13 protein-coding genes are annotated in these 18,097 nt (G+C 69.6%); 9 read left to right on the forward strand and 4 right to left on the reverse strand.

All coding sequences use genetic code 11. The features are described 5' to 3' along the window. Window positions 1–9: 9 nt before the first annotated feature. Complete coding sequence (locus NM203_RS17050) at window positions 10–1,116, forward strand: potassium channel family protein (protein WP_255061197.1); 1,107 nt, start codon at window positions 10–12, stop codon at window positions 1,114–1,116. Between the two features lie 6 nt (window positions 1,117–1,122). Continuing rightward, complete coding sequence (gene nudC / locus NM203_RS17055) at window positions 1,123–2,052, forward strand: NAD(+) diphosphatase (protein ID WP_255061198.1); 930 nt, start codon at window positions 1,123–1,125, stop codon at window positions 2,050–2,052. 24 nt (window positions 2,053–2,076) lie between these two features. Here nudC and mrx1 read toward each other — a convergent pair whose 3' ends face one another. Beyond that, entirely contained in the window at window positions 2,077–2,319 is a 243-nt protein-coding gene (gene mrx1, locus NM203_RS17060; RefSeq protein ID WP_255061200.1) for a mycoredoxin Mrx1, read from the reverse strand. 51 nt (window positions 2,320–2,370) lie between these two features. Between mrx1 and NM203_RS17065 the strand changes: the two genes are divergently transcribed. The 3 genes from NM203_RS17065 (at window position 2,371) to NM203_RS17075 (ending at window position 5,252) form a co-directional block, all read left to right on the forward strand. Further along, window positions 2,371–4,515, forward strand: coding sequence for an ATP-dependent DNA helicase UvrD2 (locus NM203_RS17065; RefSeq protein ID WP_408633368.1), 2,145 nt, complete (start codon window positions 2,371–2,373; stop codon window positions 4,513–4,515). Window positions 4,516–4,644: 129 nt separating this feature from the next. Further along, a complete protein-coding gene (locus NM203_RS17070; protein ID WP_255061201.1) occupies window positions 4,645–4,818 on the forward strand; it encodes a hypothetical protein in 174 nt (57 codons plus the stop codon). Between the two features lie 161 nt (window positions 4,819–4,979). Continuing rightward, window positions 4,980–5,252: a WhiB family transcriptional regulator gene (locus NM203_RS17075; RefSeq protein WP_255061202.1), complete on the forward strand. Its 273-nt coding sequence runs from the start codon at window positions 4,980–4,982 to the stop codon at window positions 5,250–5,252. Between the two features lie 31 nt (window positions 5,253–5,283). Here NM203_RS17075 and NM203_RS17080 read toward each other — a convergent pair whose 3' ends face one another. Genes NM203_RS17080 through NM203_RS17090 form a run of 3 tightly spaced genes read right to left on the reverse strand, consistent with a single transcriptional unit; the run spans window position 5,284 to window position 8,933 of the window. Then, window positions 5,284–6,618: a macrolide-binding ATPase MABP-1 gene (locus NM203_RS17080; protein ID WP_255061203.1), complete on the reverse strand. Its 1,335-nt coding sequence runs from the start codon at window positions 6,616–6,618 to the stop codon at window positions 5,284–5,286. Window positions 6,619–6,666: 48 nt separating this feature from the next. Continuing rightward, window positions 6,667–7,506 (reverse strand): TOMM precursor leader peptide-binding protein, encoded by an 840-nt coding sequence (locus tag NM203_RS17085; protein WP_255061204.1) that lies wholly within the window; start codon window positions 7,504–7,506, stop codon window positions 6,667–6,669. Between the two features lie 35 nt (window positions 7,507–7,541). Continuing rightward, the gene (locus NM203_RS17090) at window positions 7,542–8,933 is read right to left on the reverse strand and encodes a zinc-dependent metalloprotease (protein WP_255061205.1); all 1,392 of its coding nucleotides are present in this window, start codon (window positions 8,931–8,933) and stop codon (window positions 7,542–7,544) included. A gap of 122 nt (window positions 8,934–9,055) precedes the next feature. Between NM203_RS17090 and NM203_RS17095 the strand changes: the two genes are divergently transcribed. The 4 genes from NM203_RS17095 to NM203_RS17110 all read left to right on the forward strand — a co-directional run bounded on the left by NM203_RS17095 (window position 9,056) and on the right by NM203_RS17110 (window position 18,030). Continuing rightward, window positions 9,056–10,081, forward strand: a complete 1,026-nt coding sequence (locus tag NM203_RS17095) for a YlbL family protein (protein WP_255061206.1) — start codon at window positions 9,056–9,058, stop codon at window positions 10,079–10,081. Between the two features lie 68 nt (window positions 10,082–10,149). Continuing rightward, window positions 10,150–13,167, forward strand: coding sequence for a UPF0182 family protein (locus tag NM203_RS17100; RefSeq protein WP_255061207.1), 3,018 nt, complete (start codon window positions 10,150–10,152; stop codon window positions 13,165–13,167). Between the two features lie 5 nt (window positions 13,168–13,172). Continuing rightward, window positions 13,173–16,577, forward strand: coding sequence for an ATP-binding protein (locus NM203_RS17105; protein ID WP_255061208.1), 3,405 nt, complete (start codon window positions 13,173–13,175; stop codon window positions 16,575–16,577). An 85-nt stretch (window positions 16,578–16,662) separates the two neighbouring features. Beyond that, a complete protein-coding gene (locus NM203_RS17110) occupies window positions 16,663–18,030 on the forward strand; it encodes an FAD-binding oxidoreductase (RefSeq protein WP_255061209.1) in 1,368 nt (455 codons plus the stop codon). The last annotated feature ends 67 nt before the right edge of the window (window positions 18,031–18,097 follow it).

Below are 18,097 nucleotides of genomic sequence, written 5' to 3' on the forward strand. Positions count from 1 at the left end.
TGGGCCCTCGTGGTCAAGGGTGAATTGCGTCGTCGCCTGCGGCGGCTCGACCAGGAGAACCTGACCTCGCGCCACGAGGCGGCGCTCGTCGACGTCATCGCGATCCCCGTGGACTTCGTCAGTCCGGGGCGCAAGATCGCGATCCGGGTGCTCTACGCGCTCGGCGCCCTGTTCGCCACCGTCCTGATCGTGTACCTAGACAGGCAAGGTTACCGGGACATCGAGAGCACAGTGGAGGCCAGCGACCCACTGTCGTTCCTCGATTGCGTCTACTACGCGACGGTGTCGCTCTCGACTACGGGATACGGCGATATCACGCCTGTCACCGAATCCGCCCGTCTCATAAACGTTCTCGTCATCACCCCGCTGCGGGTGGCGTTCCTCATCGTGCTCATCGGTACGACGGTCGAGACGCTGACGACGCAGTCGCGACAGGCGTTTCAGATCCAGCGTTGGAGGAGAACCGTGCGCGAACACACCGTCGTCGTCGGCTATGGCACCAAGGGCAGAACCGCCGTCACGGCGATGATCAGCGACGGCATCATCCCCGACAAGATCGTCGTCGTCGAGGAGAACGAGTACGCGCTCGAACGTGCCAAAGCCGCCGGGCTCGTCACCGTCCGCGGTGACGCCACCAAGGCCGATGTGCTGAGGCTGGCCAGCGTCCAGCACGCCGACACGATCATCGTCGCGGCGAACAGTGACTCCGTCGCCGTCCTCGTCACGTTGACGGCGCGTGAGCTCGCGCCGAACGCCAAGATCATCGCCGCCGTCCGGGAGGCCGAGAATCAGCACCTGCTGGAGCAGGGCGGCGCCGACACCACCGTCGTCACCTCGGAGACGGCTGGCCGGCTGCTCGGCATCGCCAAGAAGACGCCCAGCGTCGTGCAGGTGATGGAGGACCTGCTGACCCCCGAGGAGGGGTACCAGGTCAAGGAGGTCGACATCAAGCCGAAGGACGTCGGCGCCTCTCCGAGCCACCTGCGCAAGATCGTCCTGGGTGTGGTGCGCAACGGCGTGCTGTTGCACGTCGACGCGCCGGAGGCCGATGCCGTCGAACTCGGCGACAAACTCCTGATCGTGACGACGGCGAACTCCGACGAGGACAACGACTGATCTTCGATGACCCACTTCCGACTGCGAAACGTCCCACTGCTGTCCCGCGTCGGCGCCGACCGCGCCGACGTCCTGCGCACCGACATCGACGCGGCCGTCGCGGGCTGGCAGGATGCCCGGCTCCTGCGCGTCGACCACCGCAATCAGGTGCTGATCTCCGGCGGCGCCGTCGTTCTCGGGAGTGCCGCGAAGTGGTCGGCGACGCCCGACGAACGCGCCGTGTTCCTCGGCAGGCTCGAAGACGGCACCCACGTCTGGGCGGTGCGCGCCGCCCTGGAGGGGCCCGAGGATCCCGACGCCGAGTCCGAAGTGCTGGATCTGCGCCGCGTCGGGCCCATCCTCGACGACGCGAGTGCTCAGCTGGTGTCCACGGCGACGGCGCTGCTGAACTGGCACGACCGCGCGCGGTTCAGCGCGATCGACGGAGCGCCGACGAAGTCGGTGAAGAGCGGGTGGTCGCGGATCGACCCGGTCACCGGCCACGAGGAGTTCCCGCGGATCGACCCGGCGGTCATCTGCCTCGTCCACGACGGCCACGACCGGGCGGTGTTGGCCCGGCAGACCATGTGGCCGCAGCGGCTGTTCTCGTTGGTGGCGGGTTTCGTCGAAGCGGGCGAGTCGTTCGAGGCGTGCGTCGTGCGCGAAGTCGCCGAGGAGATCGGGCTGTCCGTCACCGACGTGCACTACCTCGGTAGTCAGCCGTGGCCGTTCCCGCGGTCGCTGATGGTCGGCTTCCACGCGCTCGGCGACCCGCAGCAGGAGTTCGTGTTCAGCGACGGCGAGATCGCCGAGGCGGACTGGTTCACCCGCGCCGAGGTGCGTCAGGCGCTCGCAGAAGGCGATTGGGACAGCGAGTCCCCGTCGCGGCTGCTGCTGCCGGGGTCGATCTCGATCGCCAGGGAGATCATCGAATCCTGGGCCGCGCAGGGCGCTTAGCCGGCGGGGCGGCTCCGTGGGCGCTTAGCCGCCGAGCTTGGCCTTGACCTGTTTGGCGCTGGGGTTCGTCAGCGTCGACCCGTCGGCGAACTTCACGGTCGGCACGACGTGGTTGCCGTTGTTCACCGATCCGACGAACGCGGCGGCGGCCGGATCGGCCTCGATGTCGATTTCGGTCCAGGCGATGCCCTCGGACCGCAGCGCGGTCTTCAACCGGGAGCAGAAGCCACACCACGACGTGGTGTACATGGTCAGTTGAGCGCTCATAGACGCAACAACATAATCGACCGCCTCGACATGCCCGCGCCCGAGCGCCGGATGTCGCCGGGCGCTGACAAGATGGACGCCATGACCCTTGAGGCCCCCGTCACGAGTGCACTCGTCGGCGACCTCGACGACGAGCAGCGCGAAGCGGTGCTCGCGCCGCGCGGCCCGGTCTGCGTGCTGGCGGGCGCGGGCACCGGCAAGACCCGCACGATCACCCGGCGGATCGCCTACCTGGTCGCCGCGGGTCACGTCGCGCCCGGCCAGGTGCTGGCGGTGACGTTCACGTCGCGAGCCGCGGGCGAGATGCGCGCCCGGCTTCGCTCGCTCGAGCAGGACGCCGGTCTCGGCGTCGCCACGGGTGCGGTTCAGGCGATGACGTTCCACGCGGCAGCCCGCAGACAGCTGCACTACTTCTGGCCGCGAGTCGTCGGCGACACCGGCTGGGAACTGCTCGACAGCAAGTTCGGCGTCGTCGCGACGGCGGCCAGTCGGGCGTCGATACAGGCCAGCACCGACGACGTCCGCGACCTGGCGGGCGAGATCGAGTGGGCCAAGTCGTCGCTCATCAGCCCGGAGGGGTACGCCGCGGCCGTCGCGAAGGTGGGCCGCGACATCCCGCTCGACGCCGCCAAGATCGCGACGGTGTACGCGGGTTACGAGGCGGCGAAGGCGCGGCGCGACGGGACGACGCTGCTCGACTTCGACGACCTGCTGCTGCACACCGCGGCGGCCATCGAGAACGATCCCGCGGTGGCCGCGGAGTTCCGCGATCGCTATCGCTGTTTCGTCGTCGACGAGTATCAGGACGTCACCCCGTTGCAGCAGCGCGTGCTGAACGCGTGGCTCGGCGACCGCGACGATCTGACCGTCGTCGGGGACGCCAACCAGACCATCTACTCCTTCACGGGTGCCACTCCCGGCTACCTGCTCGACTTCTCGCGCCGCTTCCCGGATGCCGCCGTCGTGCGCCTCGAGCGCGACTACCGGTCGACACCGCAGGTGGTGTCGCTGGCCAACCGGGTGATCGCCGCGGCGCGCGGCCGGATGGCGGGCAGCCGGTTGCAGCTCGTCGGGCAGCGCGATCCCGGTCCGGTGCCGACGTTCGGCGAGCATCCCGACGAGGTGGCGGAAGCGGCAGCCGTTGCCAAGGCCATCCGCACGCTGATCGCCGCGGGCACGCCGCCGTCCGAGATCGCCGTGCTGTATCGCATCAACGCCCAGTCGGAGGTCTACGAGGAGGCGCTCACCGAAGCCGGCATCGCGTATCAGGTGCGCGGCGGGGAGGGCTTCTTCACCCGTCAGGAGATCCGGCAGTCGCTCGTCGCCCTGCAGCGCGCGCCCGACCCCGGCCCCGACGACCCGCTGCCCGACGTGGTGCGCGCGGTGCTGGAGCCGCTCGGTCTGACGGCGGAGCCGCCCGCCGGTACCAAGGCCCGCGAACGCTGGGAGGCGTTGAGCGCGCTCGCGGAACTGGTCGACGAAGAGGTCGCCGTGCGGCCGGAGCTGGACATGCGGGCGCTGCTGACAGAACTGCGGCAGCGCGCCGACGCCCGGCACCCACCCGTCGTGCAGGGCGTGACGCTGGCGTCGCTGCACGCGGCGAAGGGCCTGGAGTGGGACGCGGTGTTCCTCGTCGGGCTCGCCGACGGCACGCTGCCCATCTCGCATGCGCTGACCCACGGCGCCGACAGTGAGCCGGTGGAGGAGGAGCGTCGGCTGCTGTACGTCGGAATCACCAGGGCGCGTGTGTATTTGGCGCTCAGCTGGGCGCTCGCGCGGACGCCGGGCGGTCGGCAGGGCAGGCGGCCGTCGCGGTTCCTGAACGGGGTGGCGCCGCAGGCGTCGGCCACTGACGCCGGCCCGAGTAAGCCGCGCAGGCAGCGCGGCCCCGCACCGCGGTGCCGGGTGTGCAACGGCGCGCTGTCCACGCCGACGTCGATCATGTTGCGGCGCTGCGAGACCTGCCCCAGCGATATCGACGAGCAGCTGCTCGCCGACCTCAAGGAGTGGCGCCTGGCCACGTCCAAGGAGATGGGCGTACCCGCGTACGTGGTCTTCACCGACAACACGCTGATCGCCATCGCCGAGACGCTGCCCGCCGACGAGGCCGCTCTGGTCGCGATTCCCGGCATCGGGGCGCGCAAGCTCGAGCAGTTCGGACCGGACGTCCTGGAGCTGGTCCGCAACCGCGGGTGAAACTGCCGACAATCGCAAAAATCGTGCCAAAGACGCTGGTCAGAAAATCATTGGCCGATGTGCGTGTTAGCGTTTAGTCTCGGAACCGCCCGATAGAAGGCGCACGACACGAAAGGAGGGGTCCCCAACATGAACGCAATCACCATGTTCGCCAGCGGCGTAAGCGTCGCAGGCAATTGGCGGACCCGCCGTGTCGCAGAATCCGCCGCCCTCGGGGCGGCGCCGACGCATCACGCCATTCCGCAGCCCAAGCGCCGCACCGACGCCGCGTCGGTCGCGTCCGTGAATCGGGGACTCACCTAGAAGCCCTCGAACGCCGAAAGGCCACGGACCCGACCTCAACCCGGATCCGTGGCCATTTTCTTTCGGGGTTCATATCGGACCAACCTGGAAGAACCTGGTCGCAGATCCATCGAATACAGATGGCCGACACGAGAAATCAACCAGGAATCAGGAGAGACGACATGTCTATCGAGACGTGCGAGCGGGCAGCCGTGCCGGCGGTGCCATGCCACGTCGGTGATGCGGACCTGTGGTTCGCTGAGAGCCCAACGGATCTGGAACAGGCGAAGGCGCTCTGCGCCGAGTGCCCCATCCGCCGGGAGTGCCTGACCATGGCACTCGAGCGCGAAGAGCCGTGGGGGGTCTGGGGCGGCGAGATCTTCGAGCGTGGTGCCATCGTGGCGCGCAAGCGGCCGCGTGGCCGCCCGCGCAAGGACGCCCAGCGGGCGGCGTGAACGAGGGGACGGCCGCCTAGCGCGTCGGACGCTAGGCGGCCTCGTCGGCGAAGCCCGGAATCAGTTCCGTGGCAAGCGCTTTGGTGGGGATGTGCGCATCGAGCTGGCACGAGATGGCCACGTTCGACGCGATGACGCGCATCGGGATCGCGAGCTTGGCGGGGATGTCCATCTGTCGGGCGGCCTTGATCTGGTCCACCGAGAGATCCATGTTGCGTGCGGCCATCTTCTGCAGCCACCTGCGGGTGTAGTGGAACACCTCGACCTCCAGCGGCTCGACGTACTGCCGGAGCATGTCGTCGATCTCGCTGGTCGACACCTTCTCGCCCTTCTGAATGAAGCCCACGCGCTCCATCGCGGGAAGCAGGCGGTCGTAGTCCTTCTCAAGTGCGTAGCGCACCACCAGGCCGAGCTCGATCGGGATGCCCCCCGGCATCGGAGCGACGGCGCCGAAGTCGATGACGCCCATCTTGTCGTCGGGCAGCAGCATGAAGTTCCCCGGATGCGCGTCGCCGTGCATCATCTCGAGCCGGCGTGGTGCGTCGTAGGTGAGCTCGAACAGGCGCGAGCCCATCAGATCGCGTTGCTCGACGGTGCCCTCGCGGATGATCTTCGCCAGCGGGATGCCCTCCATCCACTCGGCGATCACGACCTTGGGCGCGCTGGCCACGATGGCGGGCACCACGAAGTGCGGATGGTCCTGGTAGGCCTTGGCGAACGCCCGCTGGTTCTCGGCCTCGAGCCGGTAGTCGAGCTCCATCTCGGTGCGCTCGATGAGTTCGTCGACCACGCCCTGGACGTCGGCGCCCGGGGAGAGCTGGCGGAAGATCGACACCATGCGCTTCATGGTCTTCAGGTCGGCGCGCAGGGCCTCGTCGGCACCGGGGTACTGGATCTTGACGGCGACGTCGCGGCCGTCGGCCCACACGCCCTTGTGCACCTGGCCGATGCTGGCCGACGCGACGGGCGTGTCGTCGAACGAGCTGAAGCGATCCCGCCACTTGGTGCCGAGTTGGGCGTCGAGCACCCGGTGCACCTTCGCCGCCGGAAGCGGCGGCGCGTCCTTCTGGAGTTTGGTGAGCGCCTCGCGGTAGGGCTCGCCGAACTGTTCGGGAACGGCGGCCTCCATCACCGAGAGCGCCTGCCCGACCTTCATCGCGCCGCCCTTGAGTTCACCGAGCACGGTGAACAGCTGGTTGGCGGCCTTCTCCATCAACTCCGCGTTGACGTCGTCTTTCGACTTGCCGGTCAACCGTTTTCCGAAGCCGAGTGCAGCGCGGCCCGCGATGCCCACCGGCAAACTCGCCAGCTTCGCATTACGAGCCGCACCTCCGCGCCTGATGTCTGCCACCCGTCCATTGTCCACGACCTACCTGTGTGCTCCCGCGTGACGTGCCCGACACCGGACGATCGCTCAGCGCAGACACTCGCAGCCGGGGTGGTGCGACCAGGTCCGCGCGGTGGTCGTCCCCGTCTCGACGTCGAACTCCAGCGTCGTGTTGAGCGTCGGCGGGGGGCGGCCTGCGATCCCGCCGTCGTCGATGGCGGTGATGACGCGGTGAACCTGGTTCAGCGCGAGTGCGGCGGTGGCCAGCACGGTGGCGCGGTCGGCGCTGCCCACGGCACCCCGCAGTTGGGCCGCGACGGCGGGCCAGTCGGCGTCGCGGTCACAGCGGTGCAGGTCCGCGCACCGCAGACAGCTGGTGACGCCGGGGACGACAAGCGGGCCGATGAGGCCGGCGCCGTCGCGCACCCGCACCGGCAGGTGGGGCACCTTGGCGCCGTGCAGTTCGTGCACGACGTGCGGGTCCGCGACGAGGTAATCCGACAGCAGGACCAGGTCGGTCGTCGCGGCCGTCACCGACGCGTGCCCGAGATTGCTGTTGCGCACTCGTGCGCCCGAGCACCGCAGCGAGGTCGCCAACAGGTCCGACAGCGGCCCGCGTCCGTGAATGCGGATCGACGCGGAGCGGGTCCGCGGCCGGACGGCCGTAGCCAGGCCCGCGGTCTCCAGGGATTCGACGAGTTCGGTGACGGCGTCGAGGTCGGTGACGCCGCGGTTCCCGGCGAGCGCCTGTAGTTCCGGCAGTGTCAGTCCGCTCTGCAGGGTGCGGAGCAGATCGGCCAGCGCGGGTGCGCTGAGACCGTCGGGCACGCGAATCAGCTTGGCGCGCTGCGGGTCCCAGCCCACTTGGACGACCCCGTCGGGACGGACGAGTACCGGAAGGTCGGGGTTGAGCGTGTGGCGCAACACGTGTCGACTGTGCCACGCCGGGGGCCACCGGCGAATCAGTTATCCACAGGCCCCGGCGTGCCCCGGTCGGTGTCGTCGGCACCGTCGTCCTTCGTCCGGAGGTCGTTCTCCATCTCGGCCAGCGCCTCGTCGATCCCGCTGGTGTCGCCGCCGACGATGCGGTCGATGAAACCGGCCGGCTCGTCGAGGTCGGCGGCCGACGGCAGCAGGTCGGGGTGCTGCCAGACCGCGTCGCGCGCGTCGGATCCGACGGCCTCGGTGAGGCGCACCCACAGATCGGCCGCCTCGCGCAGCTTGCGCGGCCGCAGTTCCAGGCCGACGAGGGTCGCGAACGTCTGCTCCGCGGGCCCGCCCGTGGCCCGGCGTCTGCGCAGCATCTCGCTGAGTGCCGCGGCACCGGGGATCCGATCGCCGAGCGCGTCGTTGACGACGGTCTGCACCCAGCCGTCGATGAGGGCGAGCAGGGTCTCCAGCCGCTCGAGGGCGGCCTCCTGCTCGGGAGTGGCCTTGGGTTCGAACATGCCCTGGCTGAGCATCTGTTCCATCTGCGACGGGTCGGCCAGCGCCGCCGGGTTGAAGCCGGCCGCGAGCTCCTCGATGCCGCTCATGTCGATCTTCATGCCCTTGGCGAAGGCCTCGATGGCGCTGAGCAGCTGGCTCGACAGCCACGGCACGCCGCTGAACAGGCGGTGGTGGGCCGCCTCGCGCGCCGCGAGGAACGTCAGCAGCTCGCTGCGCGGGTGCTCGAGTCCCTCGCCGAGCGCCTCGATGGCGTCGGGCATCAGCGCCGCGGTGCCCTTGGGTCCGAGCGGAAGGCCGATGTCGGTCGACGTCAGCACCTCCTTCGACAGCTTGCCCAGCGCCTGGCCGAGCTGCGAGCCGAACGCCATGCCGCCCATCTGCGACATCATCGCGAGCAGCGGGCCGGCCATTCCCTTGGCCTCCTCGGGCAGCGCGGAGACCCACACGTTAGAGATCTGCTCGGCGACGGGGTCGCACAGCCGCTTCCAGGTGTTGAGGGTGTTGTCGACCCACTCGCCGGGTGTCCACGCCACCGTCCTGGTGGTGCCCGCGGGCAGCGGCGTCACGCCGTCGAGCCACGTCTCGGCGAGCCGGACCGCGTCGGCGACGGCGCCGCTGGTCTTCTCGGGGACGGGGTTGACGAAGCCGATCGAGCTGGAGGCCAGCTGACGCGCCAGGTCGTAGTTCACCGGGCCGGAGTGCTGACCGCCCATCACGTTCCCCGCGCCGCTGAACATCTCGCCGAGCTTGGAGAAGATCTGACCGAGATCCCCCATGTCGAACTGTCCGCCACCGAAGCCGAACGGGTCGGCGCCCGAGCCGGATTCGGGGTCCTTCTTGCGCTTGTCTGGGTCGGGGTCGTCTCCGGAGTCGCCAGCGGAGAACCCGAAGGGCAGGTCAGCCATGCTTCAACGGTACGCACCGGGTGCCGGGGATGCGGCACGACGGGTCACGCTGAGAGTGAATTCCGGCGGGCAGGAGCGGAGCGACCGGGGGATGTCACCCCAGGACCCCTACCCTGAACGTCGTGAACAGGCGGATTCTCACGGTCCTGGTGGCCCTGGTGCCCATTCTGGCGTTCGGGTTGCTGCTGTCGGTGGTGACGGTGCCGTTCGTCTCGCTGGGCCCCGGCCCGACGTACAACACGCTCGGTGAGGTCGAGGGCAAGCAGGTCGTCGACATCGAGGGCACCAAGGTGTTCCCGACATCCGGAAACCTGAACATGACCACGGTGGCGCAGAGCGACGGGCTGACACTGGGCCAGGCGCTGGCGCTGTGGATGTCGGGCAGTGAGCAGCTGGTGCCCCGCGACCTGGTCTATCCGCCCGACAAGTCCAAGGACGAGGTGGACGAGGCGAACAACAACGACTTCAAGACCTCCGAAGACGCGGCCGAGTACGCCGCGCTGACGTACCTGGGGGGTTACCCGGAGGCGGTCACCGTGGACAGCGTCACGGATCCCGGCCCGTCGAAGGGCAAGCTCGAGAGCGGGGACGCCATCGACATGGTGAACAACACGCCCGTCGCCAACCTCGACGAGTTCACCGCGATCCTGAAGAACACCGAACCGGGGGACCAACTGGTCGTCGACTACCGGCGCAAGGGCGGCGACATCGGCACCGAGACGATCACGCTGGGGGACAACCCCGACCGCGACTACGGGTACCTCGGCATCAGCGTGGTCGACGCACCGTGGGCGCCGTTCACCATCGAGTTCAACCTCGCCAACATCGGCGGCCCGTCGGCGGGATTGATGTTCAGCCTCGCCGTCGTCGACAAGCTGACCACCGGCGATCTGAACGGCGGCAAGTTCATCGCGGGCACCGGGACCATCGACCTCGAAGGCAAGGTGGGACCCATCGGCGGGATCACGCACAAGATGGAAGCCGCCGTGGACGAGGGCGCGACGGCGTTCCTGGTGCCCGCCGAGAACTGCGCGGAAGCCCTCACCGCGCACGACGACGACCTCACGTTGATCAAGGTCGGCACCCTCACCGAAGCGGTCGACGGGCTCAAGACGTATTCCGCCGGTGGCGAACCTCCTCGTTGCTGAGGAGCCCCTTGGCGCCGGTTAAGTACAGTTGTGGCAATTCACGGACACCCTGGAACTGGAGTTGACGAGTGGGTATGCGCCCCGCGGCGAGGATGCCGAAGCTGACGAGACGTAGTCGGTTCCTGATCGGGATCGCGCTCGTCGCGGTCGTGCTCCTACTGGTCGGTCCGAAGCTGATCGACACGTACGTGAACTGGCTGTGGTTCGGCGAACTCGGCTACCGGTCGGTGTTCACGACGCAACTCGTCACGCGGCTGGTCATCTTCCTGGCGGTGGGCCTGGTCGTGGGGGCCGTGGTGTTCGCGGCGATCGCGCTCGCGTACCGGTCGCGTCCGGTCTTCGTGCCGACCGCCGGCCCCAACGATCCGGTGGCGCGCTACCGCACCGCGGTGATGGCCCGGCTGCGGCTGATCGGCATCAGCGTTCCGGTCGCCATCGGCTTCCTGGCCGGCCTGGTCGCGCAGACCTACTGGGTGCGCGTGCAGTTGTTCATCCACGGCGGCGACTTCGGCGTCACCGATCCGCAGTTCGGTCTGGACCTCGGCTTCTACGCATTCGACCTGCCGTTCTACCGACTGGTGCTGAGCTACCTGTTCGTCGCGACGTTCCTGGCGTTCATCGCGAACCTGCTGGGCCACTACCTGTTCGGTGGGATCCGGCTGGCCGGCCGGTCCGGGGCGCTGAGCAAGGCCGCCCGCATCCAGCTGGTGACGCTCGGCGGCACGCTGGTGCTGCTGAAGGCGGCGGCGTACTGGCTCGACCGGTACGAGCTGCTGAGCCACACCCGCAGTGGCAAGCCGTTCACCGGTGCGGGTTACACCGACATCAACGCGGTGCTGCCGGCCAAGCTCATCCTGCTCGCCATCGCGGTGATCTGCGCGGCCGCGGTGTTCTCGGCGATCGTGCTGCGGGACTTGCGGATTCCGGCGATCGGCGTCGTCCTGCTGCTGCTGTCATCGCTGATCATCGGCGCGGGCTGGCCGCTCATCGTCGAGCAGATCAGTGTCCGCCCGAACGCGGCGCAGAAGGAGAGCGAGTACATCAGTCGAAGTATCACGGCGACACGGCAGGCCTACGGGCTGACCGACGACGTGGTGACGTACCGCGACTACAACGGCAACGCGCAGGCCACCGCGCAGCAGGTGGCCCTGGACCGCGCGACGACGTCGAACATCCGGTTGCTCGATCCGACGATCGTCGCGCCCGCTTTCACGCAGTTCCAGCAGGGTAAGAACTTCTACTACTTCCCCGACCAGCTGGCGATCGATCGCTACAAGGGGCCGGACGGCAACCTGCGCGACTACGTCGTCGCGGCGCGGGAGCTCAACCCGGACCGGTTGATCGACAACCAGCAGGACTGGATCAACCGGCACACGGTCTACACGCACGGCAACGGGTTCATCGCGTCGCCCGCCAACACCGTCCGCGGTGTCGCCAACGACCCGAATCAGAACGGCGGCTACCCCGAGTTCCTCGCCAGCGTGGTGGGTGCCAACGGCAGCGTCGTGTCGCCGGGCCCGGCGCCGCTCGACCAGCCCCGCATCTACTTCGGGCCGGTCATCGCGAACACCGCGGCCGATTACGCGATCGTCGGCAAGAACGGCAACGACCGCGAGTACGACTACGAAACCAACACCGAGACGATCAACTACACCTACGGCGGTACCGGTGGCGTGCCCGTCGGGAGTTGGTTCACCCGGAGCCTTTTCGCCATCAAGTTCGCCGAGCGCAACTTCCTGTTCTCCGACGTCATCGGCAACAACAGCAAGATCCTGTTCAACCGCGATCCGGTGAAGCGCGTCGAGGCGGCTGCGCCGTGGCTGACCACCGACACCAACGTCTACCCGGCGATCGTCAACAAGCGGATGGTGTGGATCGTCGACGGCTACACCACGCTCGACAACTACCCGTACTCGGAGTTGACGACGCTCTCGACGGCGACGGCGGACTCGAACGAGGTCGCGCTCAACCGGCTCGCACCGGACAAGCAGGTGTCCTACATCCGCAACTCGGTGAAGGCCACGGTTGACGCCTACGACGGCACGGTCACGCTGTACGCGCAGGACGAGAGCGACCCGGTGCTCAAGGCGTGGATGTCGGTGTTCCCCGGCACCGTGAAGCCCAAGAGCGACATCACCCCGGAACTGCAGGAGCACCTGCGCTACCCGGAGGACATGTTCAAGGTGCAGCGCGCGCTGCTGGCCAAGTACCACATCTCGCCGGACGACCCGGTGGTGTTCTTCTCGGCTCAGGACTTCTGGGACGTACCGCTGGATCCGAACCCGACGGCCAGCAGTTTCCAGCCGCCGTACTACATCGTCGCGAAGGACATCGCGCGGAACGACGGCTCCCCGTCGTTCCAGTTGACCAGTGCGATGAACCGGTTCCGAAGAGACTTCCTCGCCTCCTACATCACGGCGAGTTCCGATCCCGCGACGTACGGCAAGATCACCGTGCTGACCATCCCCGGTCAGGTCAACGGACCGAAGCTCGCGAACAACGCGATCACGACGGATACGGCGGTGTCGACCTATCTGGGTCAGATCGGCCGGGACAATCAGAACCGCATCCGGTTCGGCAACCTGCTGACGCTGCCGGTCGCCAACGGCGGTCTGCTCTACGTCGAACCGGTGTACGCCTCGCCGGGTAGCAGCGACGCCGCGTCGTCGTACCCTCGTCTCATCCGAGTGGCGATGATGTACAACGACAAGATCGCGTTCGAGCCGACGGTCAGCGAGGCGCTGACCAAGCTGTTCGGTCCCGGCGCCGGTGCTACGGCGACGGGCCCGGCACCCACCGCCGGGCAGCAGGGGCAGACCCCGCCACCTGCGGCGAACCCGCAGAATCAGCAGGGCCAGACGCCGCCAGCCGCGCCGGAGGGCCGCGCCCCCGAGGTGCCGACCCCCGCCGCGTCGCCGAACGGTGTGCCGGTGCAGCTCTCACCCGCGAAAGCGGCTGCGCTGCAGGAGGTCAATACGGCGCTGTCCGCCGCGCAGGATGCGCAGCAGAGCGGCAACTTCGCCGAGTACGGCGAAGCGCTGCAACGGCTCAACGACGCAATGGGCAAGTACCAGGACACCAACTAACCGGCGTGCGGTACCGCCTACTGGGCCCTCTGCTCGTCGAGGGTTCCGTCGACATCGGGCCGCCTAAACAGCGCGCCGTCCTCGCGGTGCTGCTGCTCGCGCAGGGTGCCGTGGTGTCGGTCGACCGGCTCGTCGACGCGGTGTGGGGTGACGACGTCCCCGGTAGCGCGCTGGCGAGCCTGCAGGCCTACATCTCGAATCTGCGCCGCGCGCTGCGGGATTCGGGCATGGCGTCGCCGATCGTGCGCCAGCTGCCCGGCTACTACCTCGACGTGTCCTCCGACGACGTCGACGCGGCGGTGTTCGCGGCGTCCTGCGCGCGGGCGGCCGACGCCGTGGAGACGGGCGCCTGGGAGGACGCGCTGACCGAGGCCGAGTCGGCGCTCGCCCTGTGGCGCGGACCGCTGCTCGCCGACTTCGCCGACGAGCCGTGGGTGGCCGCGGAGTCCGCGCGCGCCGAGGAACTGCGCAGGGAGTGCCGAGACGCTCGCATCACGGCACTGCTCGCGCTGGGGCGGACGGCGCCCGCGCTGTCTGAGGCGGCGACGCTCGCCGCCGCGGATCCGCTGTCGGAGCGGGGCTGCTGGCTGCACATGCTGACGCTGTACCGGTCCAGTCGGGTCGCCGAAGCACTCGACGTGTACACCCGGCACGCAGGAGTGCTCGACGACGAACTCGGCCTGCAGCCGGGCGAGGAACTGCGCGACCTGCAGACCGCGATCCTGAACCAGGCACCCGAACTCGCCGCGTGGCCGAGGACGCCGGAGTGGACCGGCGCCGTCGAGGTCGCGACACCCGCGGCCGCGCACCAGACGCCCGCCGAGGTCGTGACGGCCCCGCGTTCGGCGCTGGTTGGACGGGACCGCGAATTGGCAACGGTGACGGAACTTCTCGCCGACGCCGCCGCGGGGATGTCCTGCTGGCTGGTGCTGTCCGGCCCGCCGGGTATCGGGAAGACCCGGCTCGCCGAGGAGGTGGTCGAGCGCACCTCGGGTGGTGGCGGCACGGTGTGGGTGGCATGCCCCGACGAGCGGGCGACGCCGCCGTGGTGGCCGATGCGACAGCTGGTGCGCGCCCTCGGTGCCGACGCCGACCGAGTGCTCGAGATCCCCGCGCATGCAGATCCCGACACGGCGAGATTCCAGGTGTACGAACGCATTCAGCGGCTTCTCGAGGAGGCCGACGGGGTGCGTACCGTCGTCATCGACGACGTGCAGTGGGCCGACTCGGCGTCCACGAGTGCCCTGGCCTACATCGCCGGTGCGTTGCGCGATCATCCGCTCGCGATCGTGCTCACGGTGCGCGACGGCGAGCACACGCCGGAGTTGGGCAGGCTGCTCGGCACCGTGGCGCGGGGTGCGCGCAACCGGCACATCGAGGTGCCCGCGCTGTCGCCGGGCGACGTCGCCGCCCTCGCGACCGCCGTCGCCGACGACGCGATCACCGCGGCGGAGGCGGCCACGCTGGCCGTGCGCACCGGCGGCAACCCGTTCTTCGTGTGCGAGTACGCCCGGCTGCCGCGAGATGAGCGGGTGGGCAACGAGATTCCGGTCGCGGTGAAGTCGGTGCTGGACCGTCGGCTCGCCAGCCTGGATCCCGCGGTGCTCCAGGTGTTGCGGACCGCCGCGGTGATCGGTGACGAGGTGGACGTTGCGGTGCTGGCGCGGTCGACGCGGCTCGACATCGACACGTTGGCCGACTATCTCGACGAGGCGGCCGACGAGCGCATCGTCGTCACGTCGCACACCGGCGACGGCTATGCGTTCGCGCACGCTCTGCTTCGCGAGCAACTGCTCGCCAGCATGCCGGCGCTGCGCCGACAACGGTTGCACGCCAAGGTCGCCGAGGTGCTCGCCGACGGGACGGGCCACGATGCGCTCACCCGCAGGGCGCAGCATCTGGTCGCCGCCCAGCCCCTCGTGGAACCCGACGTGGTGGTCGACGCCTGTCGCCGGGCCGCCGAGGAGGCCACGCAGCGCTGGAGTTCGGACATCGCCGCGCAGTGGTGGCAGGCGGCACTCGACGCCTACGACCGGCTACCCGCGGCGACGCGTGATGACGATGATCGCGACGCGCTGGCCGTCGCGATGCTCGCGGCGTACTCCCGCGCGGGGCGGGGCAGGCTGGTGCTCGGCTCCGTGGAGCGCTTTCTCGTCGAGGCGATGCGGGCGGGCCGGACCACCACGGTGGGGCGGGTGGCGTCGGCGCTGCTGCGGGCCAGCGGCGGGTGGCCCTGGCTGGCACCGGGAGACGATCCCGGCGGCCTGCTGATCCACCTCCAGCGGGCGGTCGCGATCGCCGATACCGACGGCGGTGCGGGCGCGCGGGTGCTGGCCGCGCTGGCCGTCGGGCACTGCTACCACCCCGATCCGTCGCTGGCAGCGCGGTATCTCGACAGGGCGGAGGACCTCGCGGAGGCTGTCGGTGACGAGGAGGTCATCGCCGACGCGCTGATGGGCAGGCTCATCACGTACTCCGGGGTCGCGACGCGGAGCCGCGAGATCCTCGACTGGCAGACACGGCTGAACGCATTGCAGCACAGCAGGTTCCGCGAGGACCGCGTGATCGCCCACTCGGTCTGCACGATGGCGGCGATGGACCTGGGCGACGTCGGCGGGGCCGAGGCGCACCTGCGTGCGGGGATCGAGGGCAGCGAGGAGTTGCAGCTGCCCGTGCTGCGTGCGCAGCTGCGCTGGATGGAGGCGGTGCTCGCGGTGTGGCGTGGTGACTTCGCCGAGGCGCACCGACACCACGGCATCGCGGCGCACGTGCACGAGCAGACCGAGTTGTACGGCGCGGGGAGCGGATTGATGGCGGAGGTGTCGCTGCTGCGGGAGACGGGCGGCGAGATCGACCCGGCCTGGCGCGAGCTCGCGGCCACCCCCGAAACCGGGGGGCAGGGCATGGTCGATCTGGTCAACGCGGCATTGCTCACGGTGTCGGTCGGCCCGGACGTCGTGCCCGCCGCGGAGGCGTTGCTCGCCGGCTGGTGCGCCGACCCCGACCGTCCGTACGTGTGGACGACGCTCGGCAACGCGGTGCTGCTGGCCCACCTCGCCGCGGACTGCGGCCTGACGCGCTACGCCGCGCCGCTGCTGGCCGACCTCGAGCCGTTCGTCGACCGGATCGGGGTGATCGGACAGATCGGCGTCGCGGGCCCCGCGGCGCTCGCGACGGCGCGGTTGCGGGTGCTGATCGGCGACACCGCGGGCGCGCGCGACGACCTCGCGATCGCTACGACGCTCGCCGCGCGCACCGGGGGAGCGCCGTCGCTGCTGAGGTGCGCGCTGGTGGCGGCGCAGCTCTCCGACGATCCCGCCGAGCGTGCCGCCGCGGCGGTACGGGTGGCCGCCGACGCCGCTGAGCTGGGCATGCTCGGCGTCGTGAAAGCGGCCGAGAACATGAGCTGACCTGCGCTTGGAGAATCGGCCAAGCCGTCACCAAGTGCGTTCGACGAACCTTCCAACCGTTGACCCGAGCTGGAAGGACCACACCATGACCGTGACCGATTGCCCCGCCGACACCGTCGAGGTCGACGTGAGCACGCTGCGCAACCACGTCGGCGCTCCCGTCGCGCTGCCGGGCGAGCGCGTCTACGAACGGGCCGTGCCGTGGAATGTGGCCGTGCCGGTGCGGCCCGCGGCCGTGGTGGTCGTCACCGGAGCCGTCGACATCGCCGACGTCATGCGGTTCGCCGCGCCGCGGGGACTGCGCGTCGCGGTCCAGGCGACCGGTCACGGAGCGGTGCCGATCGGCGCCGACACCATCCTGGTGCTGACCTCCGGTCTGACGTCCTGCGTCGTCGACGCGAAAGCCCGCACCGCACGGGTCGGCGCGGGCGTGCGCTGGCAGCAGCTGATCGACGCCGCCACACCGTACGGGCTGGCGCCGCCGTGCGGGTCGGCGCCCGGCGTCGGGGTCGTCGGCTACCTGACCGGTGGCGGCATCGGGCCGCTGGTTCGCACGGTCGGGCTGTCGTCGGATTACGTGCGGGGCTTCGAGTTGGTCACCGGTGCCGGGGATGTGCTGTGGGTGACCCCCGAGCAACACGCCGAGCTGTTCTGGGGCGTCCGGGGCGGTAAGGCGATGCTGGGCATCGTGACATGCGTCGACGTCGAGTTGCCGCAGATCCCCGAATTCTACGGTGGCGCAGTCTACTTCGACGGATCCAGCGCCGGTGACGTGCTGCCCGCGTGGCGGACCTGGTGCGCGGACCTGCCCGAGACCGTCAACACGTCGGTCGCAGTACAGCAGCTGCCACCGCTGCCCGGCGTACCGGAGCCGCTTGCCGGCCGGATGACGGTGGCCGTCCGGTACGCCGCCGTCGGCGATGTGCAGGAGGCGCGCCGGCTGCTGGCGCCGATGCGGGGGACCGCGCCGGTGCTGATGGACACGGTGGACGTGCAACCGTACTCGGCGATCGGTGCGGTGCACGCGGATCCGGTCGACCCGATGCCGATCAACGAGGATCAGGCACTGCTGCGCGAACTGACGCCGGAGGCTGTCGACGCGATCCTGGCCGCGGTGGGTCACGATTCGGGCTCGCCGCAGACGCTCGTCGAACTCCGGCTGCTCGGAGGTGCGCTGGCGCGGGAACCGCGACACCGCAGCGCGTTCGGCCATCGCGATGCGGCGTTCGCGCTGACGGTCATTGGAGTGCTGCTGCCCGAGGTGGCCGAGGCCGTCGTCGGGCACGCGGCGGCGCTCATCGCCTCGGTGGCGCCGTGGTCGACGGGTGGTCAGCTACCCAACTTCGCGCCCTCGACCGATCCGGGACGGCCCACGAGGGTCTATCGGGAGGACACGCTGCACTGGCTGCGCGCGTTGGCTCGGCGCTACGACCCGGCGGGCGTGCTGCGCTGAGAAACCGTCACCGAGTGCCGCGCGGGCGGGTGACAATTGAGGCGGCCGAAGGAACGGGGGGTCGTGC

It is taken from the genome of Mycolicibacterium arenosum, assembly GCF_024320865.1.
GTDB lineage: Bacteria > Actinomycetota > Actinomycetes > Mycobacteriales > Mycobacteriaceae > Mycobacterium > Mycobacterium arenosum.